The 19,558-nt window shown below is 31.9% G+C and carries 17 protein-coding genes; 1 reads left to right on the forward strand and 16 read right to left on the reverse strand.

Annotated features, from left to right (window positions below):
• The 4 genes from N534_RS0100285 to N534_RS0100300 all read right to left on the reverse strand — a co-directional run bounded on the left by N534_RS0100285 (nt 1) and on the right by N534_RS0100300 (nt 5,495).
• Nucleotides 1-426: an META domain-containing protein gene (locus tag N534_RS0100285; RefSeq protein WP_028890567.1), complete on the reverse strand. Its 426-nt coding sequence runs from the start codon at nt 424-426 to the stop codon at nt 1-3.
• Nucleotides 427-428: 2 nt separating this feature from the next.
• The gene (locus N534_RS0100290) at nt 429-698 is read right to left on the reverse strand and encodes a hypothetical protein (protein WP_028890568.1); all 270 of its coding nucleotides are present in this window, start codon (nt 696-698) and stop codon (nt 429-431) included.
• 296 nt (nt 699-994) lie between these two features.
• The gene (locus N534_RS0100295; protein ID WP_028890569.1) at nt 995-2,914 is read right to left on the reverse strand and encodes a CocE/NonD family hydrolase; all 1,920 of its coding nucleotides are present in this window, start codon (nt 2,912-2,914) and stop codon (nt 995-997) included.
• Between the two features lie 85 nt (nt 2,915-2,999).
• On the reverse strand, nt 3,000-5,495 hold the full coding sequence (locus N534_RS0100300; protein ID WP_028890570.1) for a zinc-dependent metalloprotease: 2,496 nt from the start codon (nt 5,493-5,495) through the stop codon (nt 3,000-3,002).
• Between the two features lie 190 nt (nt 5,496-5,685).
• Between N534_RS0100300 and N534_RS0100305 the strand changes: the two genes are divergently transcribed.
• On the forward strand, nt 5,686-7,641 hold the full coding sequence (locus N534_RS0100305) for a YgiQ family radical SAM protein (protein ID WP_028890571.1): 1,956 nt from the start codon (nt 5,686-5,688) through the stop codon (nt 7,639-7,641).
• A gap of 29 nt (nt 7,642-7,670) precedes the next feature.
• Here N534_RS0100305 and N534_RS0100310 read toward each other — a convergent pair whose 3' ends face one another.
• From N534_RS0100310 to N534_RS0100365, 12 genes are all read right to left on the reverse strand, one after another.
• Nucleotides 7,671-7,925 carry a hypothetical protein gene (locus N534_RS0100310; protein WP_038005130.1) on the reverse strand — a complete coding sequence of 85 codons (255 nt, stop codon included), beginning with the start codon at nt 7,923-7,925 and terminating at the stop codon, nt 7,671-7,673.
• Between the two features lie 98 nt (nt 7,926-8,023).
• Nucleotides 8,024-8,476, reverse strand: a complete 453-nt coding sequence (locus tag N534_RS0100315) for a DUF4231 domain-containing protein (RefSeq protein WP_028890573.1) — start codon at nt 8,474-8,476, stop codon at nt 8,024-8,026.
• A gap of 57 nt (nt 8,477-8,533) precedes the next feature.
• Entirely contained in the window at nt 8,534-8,911 is a 378-nt protein-coding gene (locus N534_RS14170; protein WP_051435800.1) for a potassium channel family protein, read from the reverse strand.
• Between the two features lie 39 nt (nt 8,912-8,950).
• A complete protein-coding gene (locus N534_RS0100325; protein ID WP_028890574.1) occupies nt 8,951-9,490 on the reverse strand; it encodes a sigma-70 family RNA polymerase sigma factor in 540 nt (179 codons plus the stop codon).
• 261 nt (nt 9,491-9,751) lie between these two features.
• Nucleotides 9,752-10,087, reverse strand: a complete 336-nt coding sequence (locus N534_RS0100330) for a DUF3703 domain-containing protein (RefSeq protein WP_028890575.1) — start codon at nt 10,085-10,087, stop codon at nt 9,752-9,754.
• A 51-nt stretch (nt 10,088-10,138) separates the two neighbouring features.
• Nucleotides 10,139-11,752 carry an amidohydrolase gene (locus N534_RS0100335; protein WP_028890576.1) on the reverse strand — a complete coding sequence of 538 codons (1,614 nt, stop codon included), beginning with the start codon at nt 11,750-11,752 and terminating at the stop codon, nt 10,139-10,141.
• Nucleotides 11,752-12,111, reverse strand: a complete 360-nt coding sequence (locus N534_RS0100340) for a MauE/DoxX family redox-associated membrane protein (RefSeq protein WP_028890577.1) — start codon at nt 12,109-12,111, stop codon at nt 11,752-11,754. The genes N534_RS0100335 and N534_RS0100340 overlap by 1 nt, the downstream gene beginning before the upstream one ends.
• On the reverse strand, nt 12,086-12,337 hold the full coding sequence (locus N534_RS15395; protein ID WP_028890578.1) for a hypothetical protein: 252 nt from the start codon (nt 12,335-12,337) through the stop codon (nt 12,086-12,088). Before N534_RS15395 ends, N534_RS0100340 begins: the two co-directional genes overlap by 26 nt.
• Nucleotides 12,338-12,348: 11 nt before the next feature.
• A complete protein-coding gene (locus tag N534_RS0100350; protein WP_028890579.1) occupies nt 12,349-13,785 on the reverse strand; it encodes a M20/M25/M40 family metallo-hydrolase in 1,437 nt (478 codons plus the stop codon).
• A 50-nt stretch (nt 13,786-13,835) separates the two neighbouring features.
• Nucleotides 13,836-14,480, reverse strand: coding sequence for a hypothetical protein (locus N534_RS0100355; RefSeq protein WP_231517288.1), 645 nt, complete (start codon nt 14,478-14,480; stop codon nt 13,836-13,838).
• A 154-nt stretch (nt 14,481-14,634) separates the two neighbouring features.
• Entirely contained in the window at nt 14,635-16,419 is a 1,785-nt protein-coding gene (locus tag N534_RS0100360; protein ID WP_028890581.1) for a TonB-dependent receptor, read from the reverse strand.
• A 39-nt stretch (nt 16,420-16,458) separates the two neighbouring features.
• Entirely contained in the window at nt 16,459-19,479 is a 3,021-nt protein-coding gene (locus tag N534_RS0100365) for a tetratricopeptide repeat protein (protein WP_028890582.1), read from the reverse strand.
• Between the last annotated feature and the right edge of the window lie 79 nt (nt 19,480-19,558).

Raw genomic sequence — 19,558 nt, forward strand, 5'->3', positions numbered from 1 at the left:
TTATTCTGTTTTTTTAAATCGCATTATTGGTACTTCATTAATTTGTAAGTTAAGTTTTCCTTCTTCATCAATGCTAAATTTATTAACTTTTTCAATAGTATTTAAAAATACTTGTTCGCCTTGACCACAATACATCATGGTTGCTGGACCTGGATCACTGAAAGAAATAGATTCACGCTCTAATGTATAGGATGCTGAATATCCGTTACAGCTATTATTTCCTTCAACCTTTTGAGTTTCTTTGTTAAAAGAAATGGTAGGTTTTTTGTCTGGATACAACCCTTGAAAAGCAATTCGAGGTCCTGAAATATATTCTAACTCCCAAGTAGCTTCGTAAAGTTTATTGTTATTCTTATTTTTTAACGAAGCGCAAGAAAAAGATATTAAAGAGAATACAAGTAGTACTATGAAAATGTTTTTGTTCATTATTAGTGGTTTATTGTTTTATTTATTTTTTTTCGATTAAAATTAAAAAACTCATAAGAATGAGTGAAACGATTAGTATTATTGAAAATATTCATTTTTCTTGTAATCTTACAGATAAAGAATAAAGCGGTTAGTGTGTTGGTTAAAAAGCTAAAAAAACGAATAATTGCTTCTTGGACATCAGTTTGTCTGTTTATGATCATTAAAACAAACTGAGTAATAATGGCAAACCAAGTAATACAAAATCCAATAATTTTAGCTTTCTTTTTCATTTAAGACTTTTGTTTATCAGTGTCTTAAATATACTGTTTTATTTTAAAGTGATGAATTTCAATACTTAATAAGTAGAGAAAACCATTTGATAATTTATGTTATTGTTTTGCGTGTTTTTAAAGACAAAAATTCAACAAAGGTTAGAAGAAGTAGATGCCTTTTTATCATTTTAAGTTATACAACTTAAAGTATAGATGCATGTATTGAAAAAAGGTTGCGTAAAATAAATAAGGAAAACAAAAAACTCACAAGACATAGGTTGTATTGTGAGTTTTTATATGGATAAAAAGGTTTTTTATTTTAGCACGGTAAACTCAATACTAGAGTCAGTAAATACCGAATGCGTTTGTGTTTTAAAGTCTTTTTCGTCTGCTTTGTAAATATTGTCTACGTAGGTTTGCGGATTCAAATCGATTAAAGGAAACCACGTACTTTGCACTTGTATTTGTACTTTGTGTCCTTTTTTAAACGTATGGAAAACATCTTGTAGTTTAATATTTACCGCTGTTTTTTGATTTGGAGTAAATGGTTCTGGATTAGAAAAACTGTTTCTAAAACGCCCACGCATCACCTCACTACGTACCATTAAATGATAGTTGCTTAGTTTTAAGTGTGTTTGCATTTCTTTATTGTCGTTTTTCAAATCGTGTGGATGTACATCAACAACTTTAACAATCCAATCGGCAGCTGAACCTGTAGTTGCTACTTGTAGCTTTGCTAAAATATCACCAGCAAGTGTGAAATCTTCAGCTAATACATCAGTTTCAAATACTAATACATCAGGTCTACGAGCGGCAAATCGTTGGTCATCAGTCATATATTTACGCGGCGTAAACACCGTTTTTATATCTTCTGAATAAGGTACTGGACGTTTAATATCACTGATAAAACTAATTTTATCATATCCTTTTTGCTCTGTAGATAATTCTTGATTTTCAGACAAGAAAAACGTTTGTTTTTGAGCATTTTCAGGAGGCCATACATCGTATGATTTCCATGCTTTTTTACCTGTATCAAATACATAAGCTTCTGGTAAACCAGAGTTTTTAGTTCCATCTTCTTTTAAGAAATGATTGAAGAATTTGGTTTCTACTTCTTTTTGGAATTTTAAAGAGATGGAATCTCCAAAGTAATAGTTACCAACTTTGTTAGCTACTTTATTTCTAGACCATCCGCCATGATCCCAAGGACCGAACACAATAGTATTGTAGTTATTAGGTTGATTTTTCTCAATCCCTTTGTAAGTTTCTAACGGTCCGTATAGGTCTTCAGCATCAAACCAACCACCTACAATCATTGTTGCTACGGTAGAAGGAACTTTATCTAAATGTTGAATGATTCCTTTACTTTGCCATACTGAGTCATAGTTAGGATGCTCTACAATTTCTTTCCAAAAGAAATCGTCAATGCGTTCTTTGTTTTCAGTAACTTTAGTATCTAACTTATCGTACTGGAAATATTCGTTTAAGTTTTTTAAAGGACCTTTATCTAAGAAAAATTGATATTGGTCTTGAGTTTTCATATCAGGAAATGAGTACCAAGCAGAATCGGTAGGTTGATCTTTATAAGTTCCGAATAAAGAAATTGCTCTAAAATAGCTTAATAGAAAAGCTCCGTTATGGTGGAAATCGTCAAAAAAGAAATCGCCGATACATGCTTGTGGAGAAGCTGCTTTTAAGGCTGGATGTGCATCAATTGCAGAAACAGTAGCGTAATGCCCAGGATATGAAATTCCCCAAGTTCCTACATTTCCATTATTGTTAGGTACATTGTTTACTAACCAATCAATCGTATCGTAAGTATCGGTAGTTTCATCGGTTTGTTTTTCTGTTTTGTTAGGAATGTAAGCACGCATGTTGTCATACACACCTTCACTCATCCAACGCCCGCGGACATCTTGGTAAACAATAATATTTCCTTCTTTCATTAAAACGGGATTTGGTCCAATTTTTTTTCTGAATTTATCTTCTCCATAGGGTTGACAACTATACGGAGTACGTTGTAGTAAAATAGGGTAGGTTTTACTGGTGTCTTTTGGTGAGTATATGGTAGCGTGTAACTTAACACCATCTCTCATTGTAATTTTTACTTCTTTTTTGTTGTAATGATTTTTAACATACGTGTCTTCAGTTGTTGCAGTTTTATTAGTTGTTGTTTTTTTACAACTAGCAAAAGAAAAAACGACAATAAATAATAGGGCTAAAGCTTTTTTCATTATAGTTGGTAGTTAATTATGTAGCGAATAAAAATATAAAAATAACAGCAACCTAGTATTGTAGATTGCTGTTATTAAGAAGGTATTATTTGTTTGGCTCCAGAATATTGTCTATTCTGTCAGCAGCATCTTGTAAATGATAACGAGTTATCGTGTTACGAGCAGAAGGAATACTTCGTTTAATATCTCTTTGTAAACGTTTTAATTCTCCTCTAACTACAGGTTTAATATCTGATTGATTAATTGTAACAGCGGTTTGTTTAAAATAACCACGATCACTTCTTGGTGCTTTTTGATCTTTCGCTTTATTTAATAAAAAGTCTAATTGATCTAAATGAGCACGTTGTAAGTTTCTACGGTAAGGATCTATAGTTTTGTTAGCATAAACTTCGCTCCAAATACCTTTACGTAAATCACCCATCATTTCAATAAGAGAGTATGCTTTAGTTCCGTTTAAAGTTTCATTCTCAATCATACGAGTTAACCTTCCAGTTTTTAAAACTCTGTTTAATGTTTGTACTTGTAAACTTCTGATACGTTCAATAATTCCTGAATGTTGTGTTTTACTGATGATGTTTTCATCAATTAACCAAGTAGGAGTTTTAAATAATTCGTTGTTTACAAATTGTAAAGCTCTTTTTTGATGCTCTTTAGGCACATGTACATAAACAGCTCCATCTTGATCAGCAGTTTTAAAATACTCATAAACACCACCAATGTTTGAACTTACATGTCCCATATATCTGTTAAACTGACCAACTACTTGTCCGTACATAGTTTTTAAATCCTCATATGTTTCACCATCTTCAGTAGTCCACTCTTCTAAACGAGGTAAAATGCGTTGTAAGTTTTTAATACCATAAGCACTAGCTTTCATAGCGTCATCACCTAAATCTTCAGTTTGAGAACTAGGATCAATGATGTTGCCAACTTGTTGATGTCCGAATCTATACACTGGATCTCCAGCTTTTTCTTTAATCCATTGATTTAAGATAGTTTTTTCATCCTTAGCCGATTTGTCTAAGATGGGTCTGTATCCCCAATTGATAGCATATTTATCGTAAGGTCCAATATTAGGCATTAAAGCAACACCTTTATCTTCAGGTTGTGCTATGTAGTTAAAACGAGCATAATCCATGATAGAAGGAGCGGTTCCGTTCTTTTTAGTGAATTCAGCAGAACGTAAAGAATCTACAGGATATGCAACAGAACTTCCCATGTTGTGTGGTAATCCGATAGTATGTCCAACTTCGTGAGAAGAAACAAAACGAATTAAGCGCCCCATAACTTCATCTTTAAATTGAGTACTTCTTGCATCTGGATTGATAGCTGCTGTTTGTACAAAAAACCAGTTGTGTAATAAAGTCATTACATTGTGATACCAGTTAATATCTGATTCTAAAATTTCTCCTGAACGAGGATCGCTAACGTGAGGTCCGTTTGCATTTGGAATTGGAGAAGCTAAGTAGCGAACTACAGAATAACGTACATCTTCAGGACTCCAATCTGGGTTTTCTTCTTTAGTAGGTGCATCTTTAGCGATGATAGCATTTTTAAATCCAGCAGCTTCAAAAGCAACTTGCCAATCTTCAATACCTTGTTTTATGTATTTACGCCACTTTTTAGGAGTAGCTCTATCTATGTAATAAACGATTTGTTTTTTAGGCTCTACTAATTCACCTCTTTTAAATTTTTCTAAATCTTCATCTTTTACTTCTAAACGCCATCTGTCTAAATAGGTAACAGATTTGCTTTTTTGAGCATCTAATCCGTAGTCGGTTTGAGAACTTGTAAACCATCCAACACGCTCATCAAAATAGCGTCTTTTCATAGGTGTTTTAGGAAGTAAAATCATAGAGTTACTTAATTCCATAGTAACAGAACCTACACTTGAATTAGAAGGAGGAGCTGCAGAAATATATGTTTTAACATTTCTAATTTCTATGTTTTGAGGGTAGCTGCTAATTCTATCTATATAAGATCTTGTCTTATCCATTTTAGAAATTTTGTACTGTTTTCTGCTTCTTTGTGGGAAGCCGATTGCTTGTACATCACCTTCAAAAAGAGGACTAGCATCAATTACAGTAGCTGTTGAGTCTTTGCTAAATGCTTTGATTGGAAAAGCGTATAAGATAGGTTCAAAATTAGAGTTTACAACAGCTTCGTGCACAGGTAAAATAGTATCTGCAACAACATTATGAGATACAACTTTTAATAAAACTTGTTTTTTGTTTTTTACCCAACGTAATACTTGTGTGTTTTGCTTACCACCACCAAATCCAATTCCGCTAGCGGTTTTGGCGATTCTGGTAACCATTAACATTTCACGATTTAATAAAGAATCTGGGATTTCAAATAAAAAGTTAGTGTCTTTTGAGTGTACTTTAAATAAACCTTCGTCAGTTTTGTGGTCTTTAGTAACTACTTTTTCGTAAGGTTGAATTTCTCCTTTTTTTGGTTCACTCTTTTTAGGAGCCTCTTTTTTAGTGTCTTTTTTCTTCTTTCTTTGAGCTTCAGTATTTAAAGAAATTCCAAAAGAGAAAAAGATTACTAATAAGGTTGAGAGTAATCTGTTTGTCATTGTGTGTTATTTAATTGATAAAGAGCGAAATTTAGTGAAATTGCTACCTAATGAATCTTAATTATATGTTAAAGGATGGAATTGGGATACCACTGACTTGATTGTATGAACTAAAATGGGCATTTTCTTGTGATGAGTTTGTAGGTGAAACATATAAAGTAATTGATAATTAACGTACCTTTGCAGCGGCATGAGAATAAGACGAGTTTCAGATTGGTTACCTACTACAAATAAGGAGGTTAAGTTACGTGGATGGGATGAATTGGATGTAATTCTATTCAGTGGAGATGCATATGTAGATCATCCATCATTTGGACCTGCAGTAATTGGACGTATTTTAGAGAGTTACGGCTTGCGTGTGGCAATTGTTCCGCAACCAAGTGTACATGATAATTTACAAGATTTTGAGAAGTTGGGTACGCCAAGGTTATTCTTTGCGGTAACAGGTGGTTGTATGGATCCGATGGTAAGTAATTATACAGCAAGCAAACGTCGCCGTGATAAAGATGCCTATACTCCGAATGGAGATAAAGGGTTCAGACCTGATTATGCAACTTCGGTATATTCAAAAATTTTAAAAGAAAAGTTTCCTGATGTTCCAGTATTAATTGGAGGAATTGAAGCTTCTCTTCGCCGTGTTACACATTACGATTACTGGTCCGATAAACTATTACCAACGATTTTAGAAACTTCTAAAGCCGATATGTTAGTATACGGAATGGGAGAGCAACCGTTGCGAGAAATTGTAGAGCTATTACAAAAAGGTGTTCCGTTTTCGAGTTTAAAAACGATTAAGCAGACAGCTGTTTTATTAGATGGTAATGAAAAGACTCCAAAAAATAAGAACTGGGAAGATGTAGAAATTAGTTCGCATGAAACCTGTTTGAAAGATAAGAAGGCGTATGCTTCTAACTTTAAAGTGATAGAGCAGGAGTCAAACAAACTATATGCACGTCGTATTTTTCAAAAAGTTGGAAATAAAAAGTTGATGATCAACCCGCCGTTTCCAACAATGACGGAGGAAGAAATTGATGCTTCATTCGATTTACCTTATACACGATTACCACATCCAAAATATAACAAACGTGGGCCTATTCCTGCGTTTGAAATGATTAAGTTTTCTATCAACATTCACCGTGGATGTTTTGGAGGCTGTAGCTTTTGTACTATTTCTGCTCATCAAGGAAAGTTTATTGCAAGTAGAAGTCAAGAGTCTGTTTTAAAGGAAGTGGATCAAGTTGCCCAAATGGATGACTTTAAAGGGTACTTATCAGATATTGGAGGACCGTCGGCGAATATGTACAAAATGAAAGGTAAAGTACAATCGATTTGTGACAAATGTGTTGCACCGTCGTGTATATCACCTGTTATTTGTAGCAATTTAGATACATCACACAAACCATTAACGGAGTTATATCAAGCTGTTGATGCACATCCGAAGGTAAAAAAATCATTTATAGGTAGTGGAATTCGACACGATATGTTAGTTCCTGAATTCAATAAAAATGCAGATCCTAAAGAGTTAGACGCATATACTGAAGAGGTAATGACCAAACACGTTTCTGGGCGATTAAAAGTTGCGCCAGAACATACTTCTGATCCAGTATTAAAATTGATGCGTAAACCGTCGTTTAAATACTTCCATTTATTTAAAGAACGTTTTGATCGTATTAATGTAAAAAAGAAATTAAAACTTCAGTTAATACCGTATTTTATTTCGAGTCACCCTGCTTGTGAAGCAGAAGATATGGCAAATTTAGCAGCTGAAACCAAAGACATGGGCTTTCAGTTAGAACAAGTTCAAGGGTTCACTCCAACGCCTATGACGGTCGCTACGGTAATTTATTATAGTGGATACCATCCGTATACTTTAAAAGAAGTAAAAACTCCGAAAACTAAAAAGGAGAAGGAAGATCAGCACAAGTTTTTCTTTTGGTATAAAAAAGAAAACAAGCAATGGATAAAAGATACTTTGAGCAAAGTTGGACGTACCGATTTATTAAAAAAATTATTGCCAGAAGATACTTCTTGGCGTAAAAATAAAGTAGGAAAAGCTAAAAATACGTTTGATGATACAGTAACATATAAAAAGACTGATAAGCCTTCGAGAAGAAAAAACAAAGGTTTTAAAAAGAAAAGAAGATAAAAGAAAAATCCGCTATAAAGCGGATTTTTTTATGCTTCGTTTTCTAAACGGTTTCTTTTCATTTCAAAAGCTTCGGAAGCTTGTTTTATAATAGTTAAGGTGTCGGAAGCTCTTACCATAACTTTTTCTAGTTCCTTATCAAGATCTTTTGATTGTATGTCAAATAATTGAACTTCTACCACACCGATTTTTTCGATTAAACTTTTTTGTGTGTTTTTAATGTCTTCCATTTTTACCAAAACAGCGTTCATCGTATCGAGTCTTTTTTGTTCTTGATCTGTCATAATTTTAATTTTTGATTTCTCATAATATATGAAAAAATCAAGAGTTAAACAAATTGACTATTTTGTAATTGGTTGTTTTTTAGGTTTGTAAATTGGATTTAGCCATTGGTTTCATCAAGCCTAAGTTCTTTCCATTTATAATTCCCCTTATCAATTATTGATTGAAATTCTTTATGAGTTTTAATGAGGAAATCGGTGTTGTTTTTTTCTTCGTCAGAAACTAATTTAACTTTTAATAAAAGTTCTTTTAAATTATCTCTACTTTCACCATAGTTAACCCACAATTGCTTGTGGTTGTAAAAACCATCCCAAGCAGCTAAAACAGTACTTAAAGCACTAAAAAATAACGTTAGTATTTTAATAGCTGTAGTGTTGCTGGTTAAGTCATCACCAATAGCAACTAAAATGGTGACTATTGCTGTAGAAACAGCGATAGTTATATATATTCTGAAAGCTTTTTTCTTATTTTCTTTACTTCTAGAAGAAGTTAATAGATACATTTTCTCGATTTCTTCTTGGAGGATTTCAAAACGAGATTGATTATTTTTCATAGTTAGTTGATTCTTTGTTCAAACATATTCAAAAAATTAAATAAGACAAAATAAAGGCTAATCATCCTTATTTTTTAACTTAGATTTTAGCTTACCTAAAGGTGTTTTTTGATTGTCTTTTTGTAAGGTAAATTGAACAATTTTAGCAGTAAAGGCTACAAATGTTCCGATAGACAGAAAGGTATATATTATTGTAAATATTTTACTAATATCATGAGTAGGGACAAAATCTCCATAACCTACGGTAGCCATCGTCATTACAGAAAAGTATAAGGAGTCTACAACTTCCCAATGTTCAATTTTGTTATAAAATATGGTAGAACTCGTTAGTAGAATAGAAAGGAAAAAGAATAAATATCTAAATTCAGTATCTTTTTTAATACCTATAAAAACAAGTTTGCAAAAGCGATAAAAGTTGATAAAGAATGAGATCATAGAAATAAAATAAGTTAGAAGAAAGGCTTAATATATAACTTACTTACAAACTTTACAGTCTTCTTTATCTTGAATTTCACCTACTAATTTCCCTTCTTCGTTAAGTGAGAATCCACAGCAATCCATAAAACCTTGTGCAATTAATTTTCGAGCACGTTGAATTTGAGATTTTGTAGTAGGTAAATTTTGTTTTAAAGTATTAGCGACTTCTTGTTGTTTTAAGCCTTTTATGTCTGATAAAAATAGCGGATCTCTATATTTTTTGGGTAAGCTTTGTAAGATACCGCGTAAGCAATCTTTTTCGGTATGTTCGTGCTCTTTTTCATCTATTTGAGTTTCAAAATTGTTTAATTCAACAGTTTGATTAGTACTTTTGAAGTAATCCATCATAGTATTACGAGCAATTGTAAAAATCCACGGTTTTAATTTAGTAATATCCTTTAGGGTATGAAGTTTCGTATGAACTTTAATAAATGTTTCTTGTAGCAAATCATCAGTCACAGTAGTGTCTTTCACTTTACTTAAAATAAAGTGCTTTACATCATCTGCGTATTTTTTCCAAACTTGTTGCGTTGTCATAGTATAAATTTACGAAAAATGCCACGCTGAATAAAACGAATATTTTGTTTTCATTGTATTCAGAGTGACAAGAATTTTAAAAGTTGATTTAATTAACAGTTACAGTTGTTACATGTGCAGTTTTCACATGTACAATCTGAGCAGTCACCTGTTTTACATCCTTCGCAAGTACAAGTACATTGATTTTTATTTTTCATGATATTATCTGTTTTTTGTTTTCATATAACAGACAAGAAAAAGTGTAAAAAGATGCATTTATTGTCAAAAATATTTTTGAAGTTCTTTTCTAACAGGAATAGGTTTAATTGCAGATATGTTAGAGCCACCTGTATTTCCTGTAGGTACCCAAATTAAAGTAAATAAAATTGAAGCTATAATTCTGAAAAATTGACCAACAATTTCTTTAAGACTATATGTTTTTATTCCGTAGACTAACATCCAGTAATGAGATAAAGTGTGCCTGTAAACATGTTTTTGTCCTAAAATATGAGCATTCTCTAAATGATAAAAAGACACCTGAAAGTGTTTACTTTTAAGTGCCTTTTTAGCTAAAGTTAATTGTTTGTAAAATTGTTGTTTTCGTTGTAGTTGTGTCATAATTTGTTGATTTTATAAATCAGACTACAACGAAAAGAAAAAGATGCATTTTTAATTTACTTTTTCTCCGTTTATATAGGTTGCTAGAACTTTTGTATTTGGAATTTCTTTTCCATCAATCGTCATGATATCTTTATCTAAGATGATAAAATCAGCAACTTTACCAACTTCGATGCTTCCCTTTTCGTTTTCTTCAAAGTTTGCATAAGCATTCCAAATGGTCATTCCTTTTAAAGCATTTTCTCTAGATAAAGCATTTTCCATTTGGTAGCCATTTTCAGGGTATCCTTTTAAATCTTTTCTGATGGTTGCTGCGTAAAATGTATATAATGGACTTACGTGTTCAATAGGAAAGTCCGTTCCTAATGCAACTTTTCCGTATTCTTTTAATAAATCATTATAAGCATAAGCTCCTTTGATTCTATCTGACCCTACACGGTCTTCTGCCCAATACATATCTGAAGTAGCATGGGTAGGTTGAATAGAAGGAAGAACATTTTTAAATAAATCGAAATCATTCAGATCTACAATTTGAGCGTGTTCAATACGCCAACGTCTATCAGTTTTATTTTTTAATACTTCGTTGTAGGTTTTTAACATCACGTAATTTGCAGAATCTCCAATAGCATGGGTGTTCATTTGGTAGTCTGAATCTGCAATTCTTTTCGCTACTTTTTGTAAATTTTCGTACGAATTAACTAAAGCACCAAAATGCCCTTTTTTATCAGAATATTCATCTTTAAGAGCCGCTCCTCGAGATCCTAGAGCGCCGTCAGAATAAACCTTTACAGAACGAACGTTTAACCTATCAGTTTTAATAATGCCTTTGTTGAGGTAGTAATCAAGGTTTTTTTGATTGTTTGAAATCATAGCGTAGATACGCATTTTTAAATCACCCGATTGTTGTAAGCTGTCAATTAATTCAATAACTTCTTTATCTAAACCGGCATCGTCAACGGTTGTTAATCCTAAATCAAAACAGATTTTTTCAGCATCTTTTAACGCTTGAATCTGTTCCCTTTTTGATGGTTTCGGATTATTGATAAAATTCATTGCATTATCAATAAGTACTCCTGTTAGTTTACCATCTTTTTTTATAAACTCACCACCATCTATTTTAGAATCGGTAGTAATTCCAGCTAAATCAATAGCAGCTTGGTTTACTAACATAGCATGACCATCAATCCTGCGAATAGCTACTGGGGTATTAGGGAAAATACTGTCTAACTTTTTTTTAGTAGGGAATTCTTTTACTTCCCAGTCATTTTGATCCCAACCACGACCTGTGATATAAGTGGTGTTTTTCTCTTTTTGAAAATCTATTAAACGTTGAAGTACTTCATCATAACTTTCTGTTCCTACCAGGTCTACTTTTTGCTGTTGTAATCCTAAGCCATAAAAATGACAATGTGCATCAATAAAACCAGGATAAATAGCACCGTTATTTGCATCAACAGTATTTAAAGAAGTGTATTTTTCTTGGATTTCTTCGTTGCTTCCTATGGCTATAAACTTTCCATCTCTTATAGCAAAGCTTTCCGCTTTGTCAAAGTTAGGATTCACAGTGTAAGCATTTGCATTGATGACAAGCATGTCTACTTTTTCTTTAGGTTTACAAGAAAACAGTAAGCTAAAAGCTAGTAATGGAAGTAGTACTTTTTTCATTAGTGTGTATAAATTAAGTAAGCGATATATAATAGTAAAAATTGAAGAGGAACTCTTATAATAGCTATTTTCTTAGATCCAATTGCAGGTTTTTCTCTGAAAACATCCCAAATGTGGATTGGTAAGAAAATCCACATAAGTATAAACATAGCTAAAGCTGCTTGTTTGTTGGTTTGACTGATTAGTAATCCTATACCAATTGCTAACTCTAATAAGCCAGCTATATAATTTACAACTAATTTTGGAAGAAAATTAGGGATAAATCGATTGAAAATTTTAGGCTTTACAAAGTGCATAATTCCTGCAAAGGCAAAAAATATTCCGAATATAATTCTAAGAACTAATATTAATGCATTCATTAACTGAGTTTATTACTGGATTAATATATAAGTATGAAGAGTTTTCTTTTTTATTCTGTTCAGTCTTCTTAGATAAATAGTAGTTAAAAATATTATATAAGATAATTATAATAAAGGTGATAATTAAATTAAAAATGGCTTTTTTAAAAGTAAACTTCTTTTTTCTATAATCCTCTTTGTGCTTTCTTTTAGTTTCAAAGTACTCTTTGTTTAATCTACTACTCATCTTATACTTTTTTAAGGCTTTAAAGTTTCTTCGTTGTATAAATATTTATCCATTAAATATATAATACTAGCCATAGAAGCACTTCCTAATTCTAATTCGCGTTTATTAACCTTATCAAAAGTGTCTGTAGCTGCATGATGATAATCGAAATAGCGTTGCGAATCTGGTCGGTAACCTACTAAGGTAACATGGTCGTCTTTTAAAGGGCCAATATCAGCGCCACCACCACCAGCAGTAATATCGTGTAAACCGTAAGGAGCTAATAATTTTTTCCAGCTTTGTACAAGTTGTAAATTTCTTTTATTCGCATCAATAGAAAAACCTCTTGGTGTGTGTCCACCTGCATCAGATTCTAAAGCACCAATGTGTAGTTCACCATTTTCTTTTGCTAAACGAGCATATTCAGTAGCGCCACGTAAACCGTTTTCTTCATTCATAAAAAAGACAATTCGGATGGTGTTTTTAGGTTTGATATTATTCTTTTTGAATAAATAAGCAACTTCTAACGACTGTACAATTCCGGTTCCGTCATCGTGTGCACCCTCACCTAAATCCCAAGAATCTAAATGTCCGCCAACAACCATTATTTTTTCAGGATATTCACTTCCTTTAATTTCACCAACTACATTGTGAGAAGGAGCGTCTGGAAGATTTTTACAGCTTTGTTTAAAGTAAAATTGTAAGTTCGGATTTTCTTTTAAATGCTTGCTCAAATTTTCCGCAGCACGAGAACTAATAGCTGCTGCAGGAATATATTCTTCTTTTGGAATATCACCATACCCCATAGAACCTGTATGTGGATAATCGTCAATTCCATTGGTCATAGAACGAACAATGACTGCTTTCGCTCCAAATTTCCCAACTATAGAAGCTCCTCCATAGCGTTGACTTACGCAACCTCCATAAGCTTGAAAGGTATTGATGAGTGTATTATCAAAAGCACCGTTAAAGAATACAATTTTCCCGTTAGCTTTATCTCCTAAATTTTTGGCTTCTTCAATGTTTTTAACTTCAACAACTTGTGCAGTAATTCCGTTAGTTGGAGTTGCAATTGAACCTCCTAAAGCACAAATAGGAACATTGATTTTTTCTCCGTTGAATTCATAGTTAGCTATTTCTTTTTCACCTCGCACCCAATGTGGTACCATAATAGGTTGTAGCCAAACAGAATCTAAACCAACTTCTTTCATCAATTTTTCTCCCCAAATCACCGATTTTGCTGCTCCTTCAGATCCTGATAAACGGCTTCCGATATTTTGAGTTAGGTCACGTAACCACTCGTATGATTTTCCTTCAGTTAATGCGGAATTAAATAGTTGTTTTACTTGAACAGAGTCTTGTTTGTAGGCTGTTTTATTATAGGTTGTAGTTTGTGAGTCTTGCTTTTGTTCTGTTTTACAAGCAAAACAGAAGATACTTGCTGTAAGTAGAAAGGTTAGTTTTTTCATATTTATAGTGTAAATTAGGGAGATAAATCTACATAAAAAAGAATAAAAACTTAGTTAATTTGAAGATGAATATGGTCGTCGTGTCTTACAGCTTTACATCCTTGAAATCTAATTTTAGAGCTTTTTAGATGTAAACGTGTTTTAAGATGTGGTTCAATAAATACTTTTTGAGTTTGTTGTAGATTGGTAATTATTTCTAAAAAATCTTTATTCACTTTGTTAGAAAAGGTGAGATTTTTATTGTTAGTTCCAAGTGTTAGGTATTTAGGATAATCGTACTGCCAGTATCCTTTTTCTTTGCAAATAGCTGTAGTGTTGGTTTCGTTTTGTGAAGGGTTTTCAAAAATACCATAACCGCTATTAGAAGGTTTACTGTTTGTTTCTTTTCCTGAAGAATCCTTATAAATAAAAGAAATGTCAACTTTCTTTCCATCATTATGGCTTAAGTGAGGAAAAAGCGGGAAGCCATCAAAAAAAGGGAAGTTTGCATCTAAATAAATAACTTTAAGATTGGGATGTTTTTTATTGAGTTGATATCCAATTTCTTTGAGCATATTATTTAACTCAGGTTTTACATAGTTTCTGTTACATAAAACAGTTAATATATTATGATAATTAACTAATTGATTATTTTCAATTTTAATCCTTCCAAACGCTTTTGAAGAAACCCAAGGAACTATTGTGAAAATAGTCACTAAATAAATTGAACAAAACAAAAGAAAACTACCTAAAATTGGGAGTCTTTTTAGTTTAGCAATGATTATAGCCAAAAGATAAACAAGACCACCAATTTGTGTAAGGGTAGTTAGTATTATAAAAAGTGTTAAGTGTAGTAAAAACTTCACTTTTTTAAAATAATGTATCAAACTTCCAGGTTAAGCCTCCCATGGCTTGAAACCCTTGTACGTTAAAATTATTAAATCGTTGATAGCTGTTGTTTAGTACATTGTTAAGGTTTAAAAACACAGAAAATGAGTCGTCAAAATGATAACCACCGTTAAAGTTTACATCAAAATAGCTTTTTAAGTCTGTTGCTGTATATGTATTGGCAGGTAAGGCGTCATACACACGTCCTTTTCTGTTTCCTACAAAGTAAAGATTTGCGCCAGCATACCATTTATCAGTTTTATAAGTTCCGAAAAGCTCTCCTTTTATTTCAGGAGTGTTCCAAGCTTCTTCTGTTTCGTTAGTTAGTGTAAATTTGTTGAATTGTGCATTGGCTCCAATGTTAAGGTTTTTGATGCCATCAAAAGCAATTTCTCCAAAGAAAGTTAACAGTTTAATATCGTCATAAACTACTTTAAAAGAGTTTCCGTATTCATATCCGTAGAAGGTAAATCCATTTGTTCCGGCAATATTATCACCATCAGATTTTGATTGATTTAAAGCAAAAAATGGATTATTTTCAATATCAGCATAACTTACTTTTGTGTTATAACTAAATTGATGACTTAGCTTTCCTTTAATTCCTCCGAAAACATCAAACTTTTTGTTTGTTTGACGCATATCAAGGGTAGGAGATACATAAGGATTGTCATCGGTAAAAGATTGGAACATGTTTGTGGTTAAATCACCTGAAGCACCAACAAATACATTTGCAAAATCTTTTACGATAGGATATGAGATTTCAACATCAGGATAAATAAAAAAGTTAGATTCACTATTTTCTGTATCCATAGAAAAATAACTTTTTGCACCTAGTTTAATGGCTAAATCTTGTAGATTAAACTTGTAAGTAGGGTGTACTCCTAAAGTAATAAAGCTATAATTTATAGAAGTAATAGCATCGTAAGCATAAGCGTAGCTTCCTCCTAAATAACTAACCGTAGTGTTTACGTATAAGTCATTTAGTTGACGATGAAAATTATCTAAAGGAAAACGAAACTGTGCATTTCCATCTATCAAAAATTCTGAACTCTCAAAAGAATCAGAAAAATAAGAGATAGCTCCGTTAGCTTCATCTAAATAAGAATCATCTGGTTTTATTTGTCCGAAGATTTTAAAGTGATTATAGCTTTGAGATTCTTCAATAGTACTCAAGGTAAACTCGGTAAACGTGATGTTGGATGGTAAACCATACCAGTTGTATTTATCTTTTTCAGCGTCTAAACCAGCAGACCATTGAAAATAACGTTCTTGTTGTGTGTAATTTAAGTTTAAATCGATGTTATAAAATGTACTGCTTAGTTCAGTATCAGTAACTGGATCAGAAGATAGTAGGAATTTTACATGAGCTCCTAATTCACTGTTGTAGCTTTGGCTTCGTCTCATATAGGCTTCTAAAAAAGGTGACAATACATTTCCAAAACCAACAGACACGTAGTTGTCGTATAACTTTTCTCTTTTTCCTAAGTCTACTTTTTTCATGGTACCACTTTTAGGAATAAAAGTAGAAGCTACAGGAACAGAAAATATTTGATACTCTAATGCTTTTTTCTGAGTTTCTTTAGTGTGTTCAATTACTGGTTTTTGCTTTATTTTAAAAGCATCGGTAATTTTAGGAACATACGAAGTTACTACGTTTACAACTTCTGTTTTTATAATAGTATCTTTTGCTTTGTTAGTGACATTTTTTTCTTGTGCATTTGCATAGGCTATCACAAATAAAGCAAGTAAACTTAGGTGCTTTTTCATCGATCTAATCATTTAACTTTCGTTTGTTGTTAACAAATTTTAGTTTTGGGTAGTTACTGATTCGTTTGTTTTGGCTTCTTTGTTTTTAATGGTACGAAGCTCATTTTTAGCTTCTTCAATTACATCTTTATACTGAGTAAAGTTTTTAATAATATTCTCTAAGATGTAAGTTGCTTGGTATGCATCTTTCAAAGCATAATAGTTCTTCGCCATGATAATATAGCTTTTTACTCCCCAGTATTTGTATGAAGAATAATTAGCAATTAAGTTTTGAACAGCTTTGGTAGAAGCTTCGTATTCTTTATTCTCATGTAAAAAGAAAGCATTGTAATATAAACACTCTGCCTTTAACTCACCTGTAGCTTTTTTGCTAGCTTCATTAAAGTATTCTTCGGCAGTTAAAAAGTCATTCTTTTTAAAAGAAGAACGTGCTAAAATTATTTTAGCATCTTCTGCAATATTCGTGTCAACCTTACCTGTAGTTAATACTTTTTCGGCATAGGTTATTGCGTTAGCATAATCATTTTTGTTGTAATATCCTTTCATTAAATTACTTTGAGCAAAAATGATGTTTTGTGGATAATTAGCATCTTTCTCTAATTGTTGAAGTACTAAAATACCATTATTCCAATCTTGTTTTTCTAAATAGATATTAGCAAGTTTTGTTAATGATTCTTCTGTAAATTCATTTTTATTTTGTTTTGTTACATAAGAGTAATGAGGAATAGCTTTATCAAATAACTTAGTATTGTTATAGGCTTGCGCTAAATAAAAATGAGCTTTTAATACATTTATTCCGTTAGGGAATGATTGTAAATACTTATTAAAACCTTCAATAGCTTTTGAGTTGTTGTTTTCTAAGAATTTGTTCTCAGCAGATTGGTAAGTAGCATTGTCTAATTCAGCATTGGTAACATTAGCAAAAGGTATGTTTTTAACCCAAGCAGCATACTCATCAACTTTTCCTAAATCGATATACACATTTTTAATATTTGTAACTGCTTGTCTTGCCTCGTTAGAATTTGGATGTTTTGCAACTACTTCTTTATATTTTTCAATAGCTTTTCTATTGTTATTGCTACCGTAGTATAATAGTCCTTGACGTAATAAAACATTAGGAACGTAATTACTTGTAGGATAATTAGCTAATAACCGCTCATAGGTTTTTTGAGCTTTTGAGGTATTGTTTGTCGTGGTATATGTAGTAGCTAATTGAAATAAAGCATCATCTTTTAGCTGAGATTCGCTGTATTCATTAATTAATGTTTCTAGATCTTGAATTTTAATGTCATTCTTACCTAAAAAACCGTTACTCATTGCTGTTTGATATTGTGCATAATCTGACCCTACACCACCTTCTTGAATTACTTTGTTATACGCTTTTATAGCATTTGAATAATTTTTTGAAGCATAAAAAGAATCTCCTAAACGATTAGAAGCATCATCATTCAAATCATTATCATCTAAATTCTGCTCCAAGAATTGTTGAAAGTATTTCGCAGCGTTAGGGTAACTTTTTAATTTGAAGTTAGTATATCCAATTTGGTAGTTAAGCATCTTAGCTTCTTCTATTTCTTTATTGGTAACAGAAAGGAAGCTATTTAAGGCTTTTTGATAGTTTCCTAAAGAGTATTCGGTTTCAGCTAACCAATAAAAACCTTTGTTACTTACAGTTGTATTTTCTGATTGAGTAGCACTAGTAAAATAAGGCTTAGCTTCGGCAATTTTATTTTCATTAAATAACTGAATGCCTCTGTATAACGATACTTCATTAATAATACTTTTACTTTCAGGAGTTTCAGAAGTGCTTAAAAAGTCTAAAGCACCCTGATAGTCTTGTTGGTGTAAGTATGAAGTAACTAATAAATTACTAATTTCAGCTGTATTAGGAGAGGTAGGGTATTTAGTTAAAAATCCTTTTAAAACATCAGGAACACTTTCGTACGGATTACCTTCTTCATAACTCAATTTAGCATAGTTTAACGAAGCACTTTCTGTAATTTTAGCATCAAAATCCATTTCACTGGCATTTTTAAATGCATTTAAGGCTTCTAGTTTTTTATCTAATTCTAAATAACATTCAGCTAAGTGATAATAAGCATTTTGAGCAACTTTATTGTTTCCTCCAATAATTTTGTTGAAGTTGCTAATAGCAGTTTCGTAATCTTTTTGTTGATAATAAGCATATCCTAAATAATAATAGTCAGTATTCGTCCAACGACCATTCTTGCCTTTATATTCTGTTAAGTATGGAATTGCTTTGTCGTATTTTTTAAGGTTGAAATAACTTTCACCTACTATTTTAGAAATTTCAGAAATTTCTTTTTTGTCCTTAGTCGTTTCTAATAAATTTTCTCCAATTTGAATTGACTTATCAAACCTTCCTGCTTTAAAACTAATATCTAAAATGTAGTAATTTGCTTTTGCTTGGTAGGTAGCGTCGTTTGCTAATTGACTTAAGTTGTCTTCAGCTTCGCCAAAATTTTCTTGTTTGTAAGCAATAAAACCATAGTAATAACGAGCATCATTACCATAAATAGGATTTCCTAATAAAGTTTGAAAACGTTCTTTAGCATCTTTTAAATAATTAGATACTAAAAGCGCATACCCCATTTTATAGTTTAACTCATTTCTTTCTTCCGGATTTAGTAATTTCTCATTTACTTTTTGATACCATTTTAAAGAGTGAGCCGCTTTTCTATTAGCAAAATAGTAGTTACCTACATTTAAGTACGCTTTTTCTGTTTTGTTATTGTAAGGGTAATTCTCAACGAATTGAATAACTCTACTGTCAGCATCATCTTGTTGTAGTTTTATAGCACACATAGCATCATAATAATCAGCATCTGCCTTTAGGTTATGATGTTCTTCTGAATTATGTGAAATCTTTCGGAAAACTTCCTGAGATGCAGCGTAAGCCTTATTATTATACAAACGCATCGCTTTATGAAAATCGGCGTTTGCATGACTATTTATAGCCGATTCTTGTGCTATTATTATCGTTGTAAAGGTTAAAAAAAGAAATAAAAAGCAGCTTTTTTTGAAACAATTAAATCTCATATTTTTTAGTTATCTAGAAACTATAACGTTAGTTTTTTATTTTTGTTGGGAGACATTTTATCAAAAGTAAGAAATGTTA

It is taken from the genome of Tenacibaculum sp. 47A_GOM-205m (assembly GCF_000518405.1).
Lineage (GTDB): Bacteria > Bacteroidota > Bacteroidia > Flavobacteriales > Flavobacteriaceae > Polaribacter > Polaribacter lutimaris.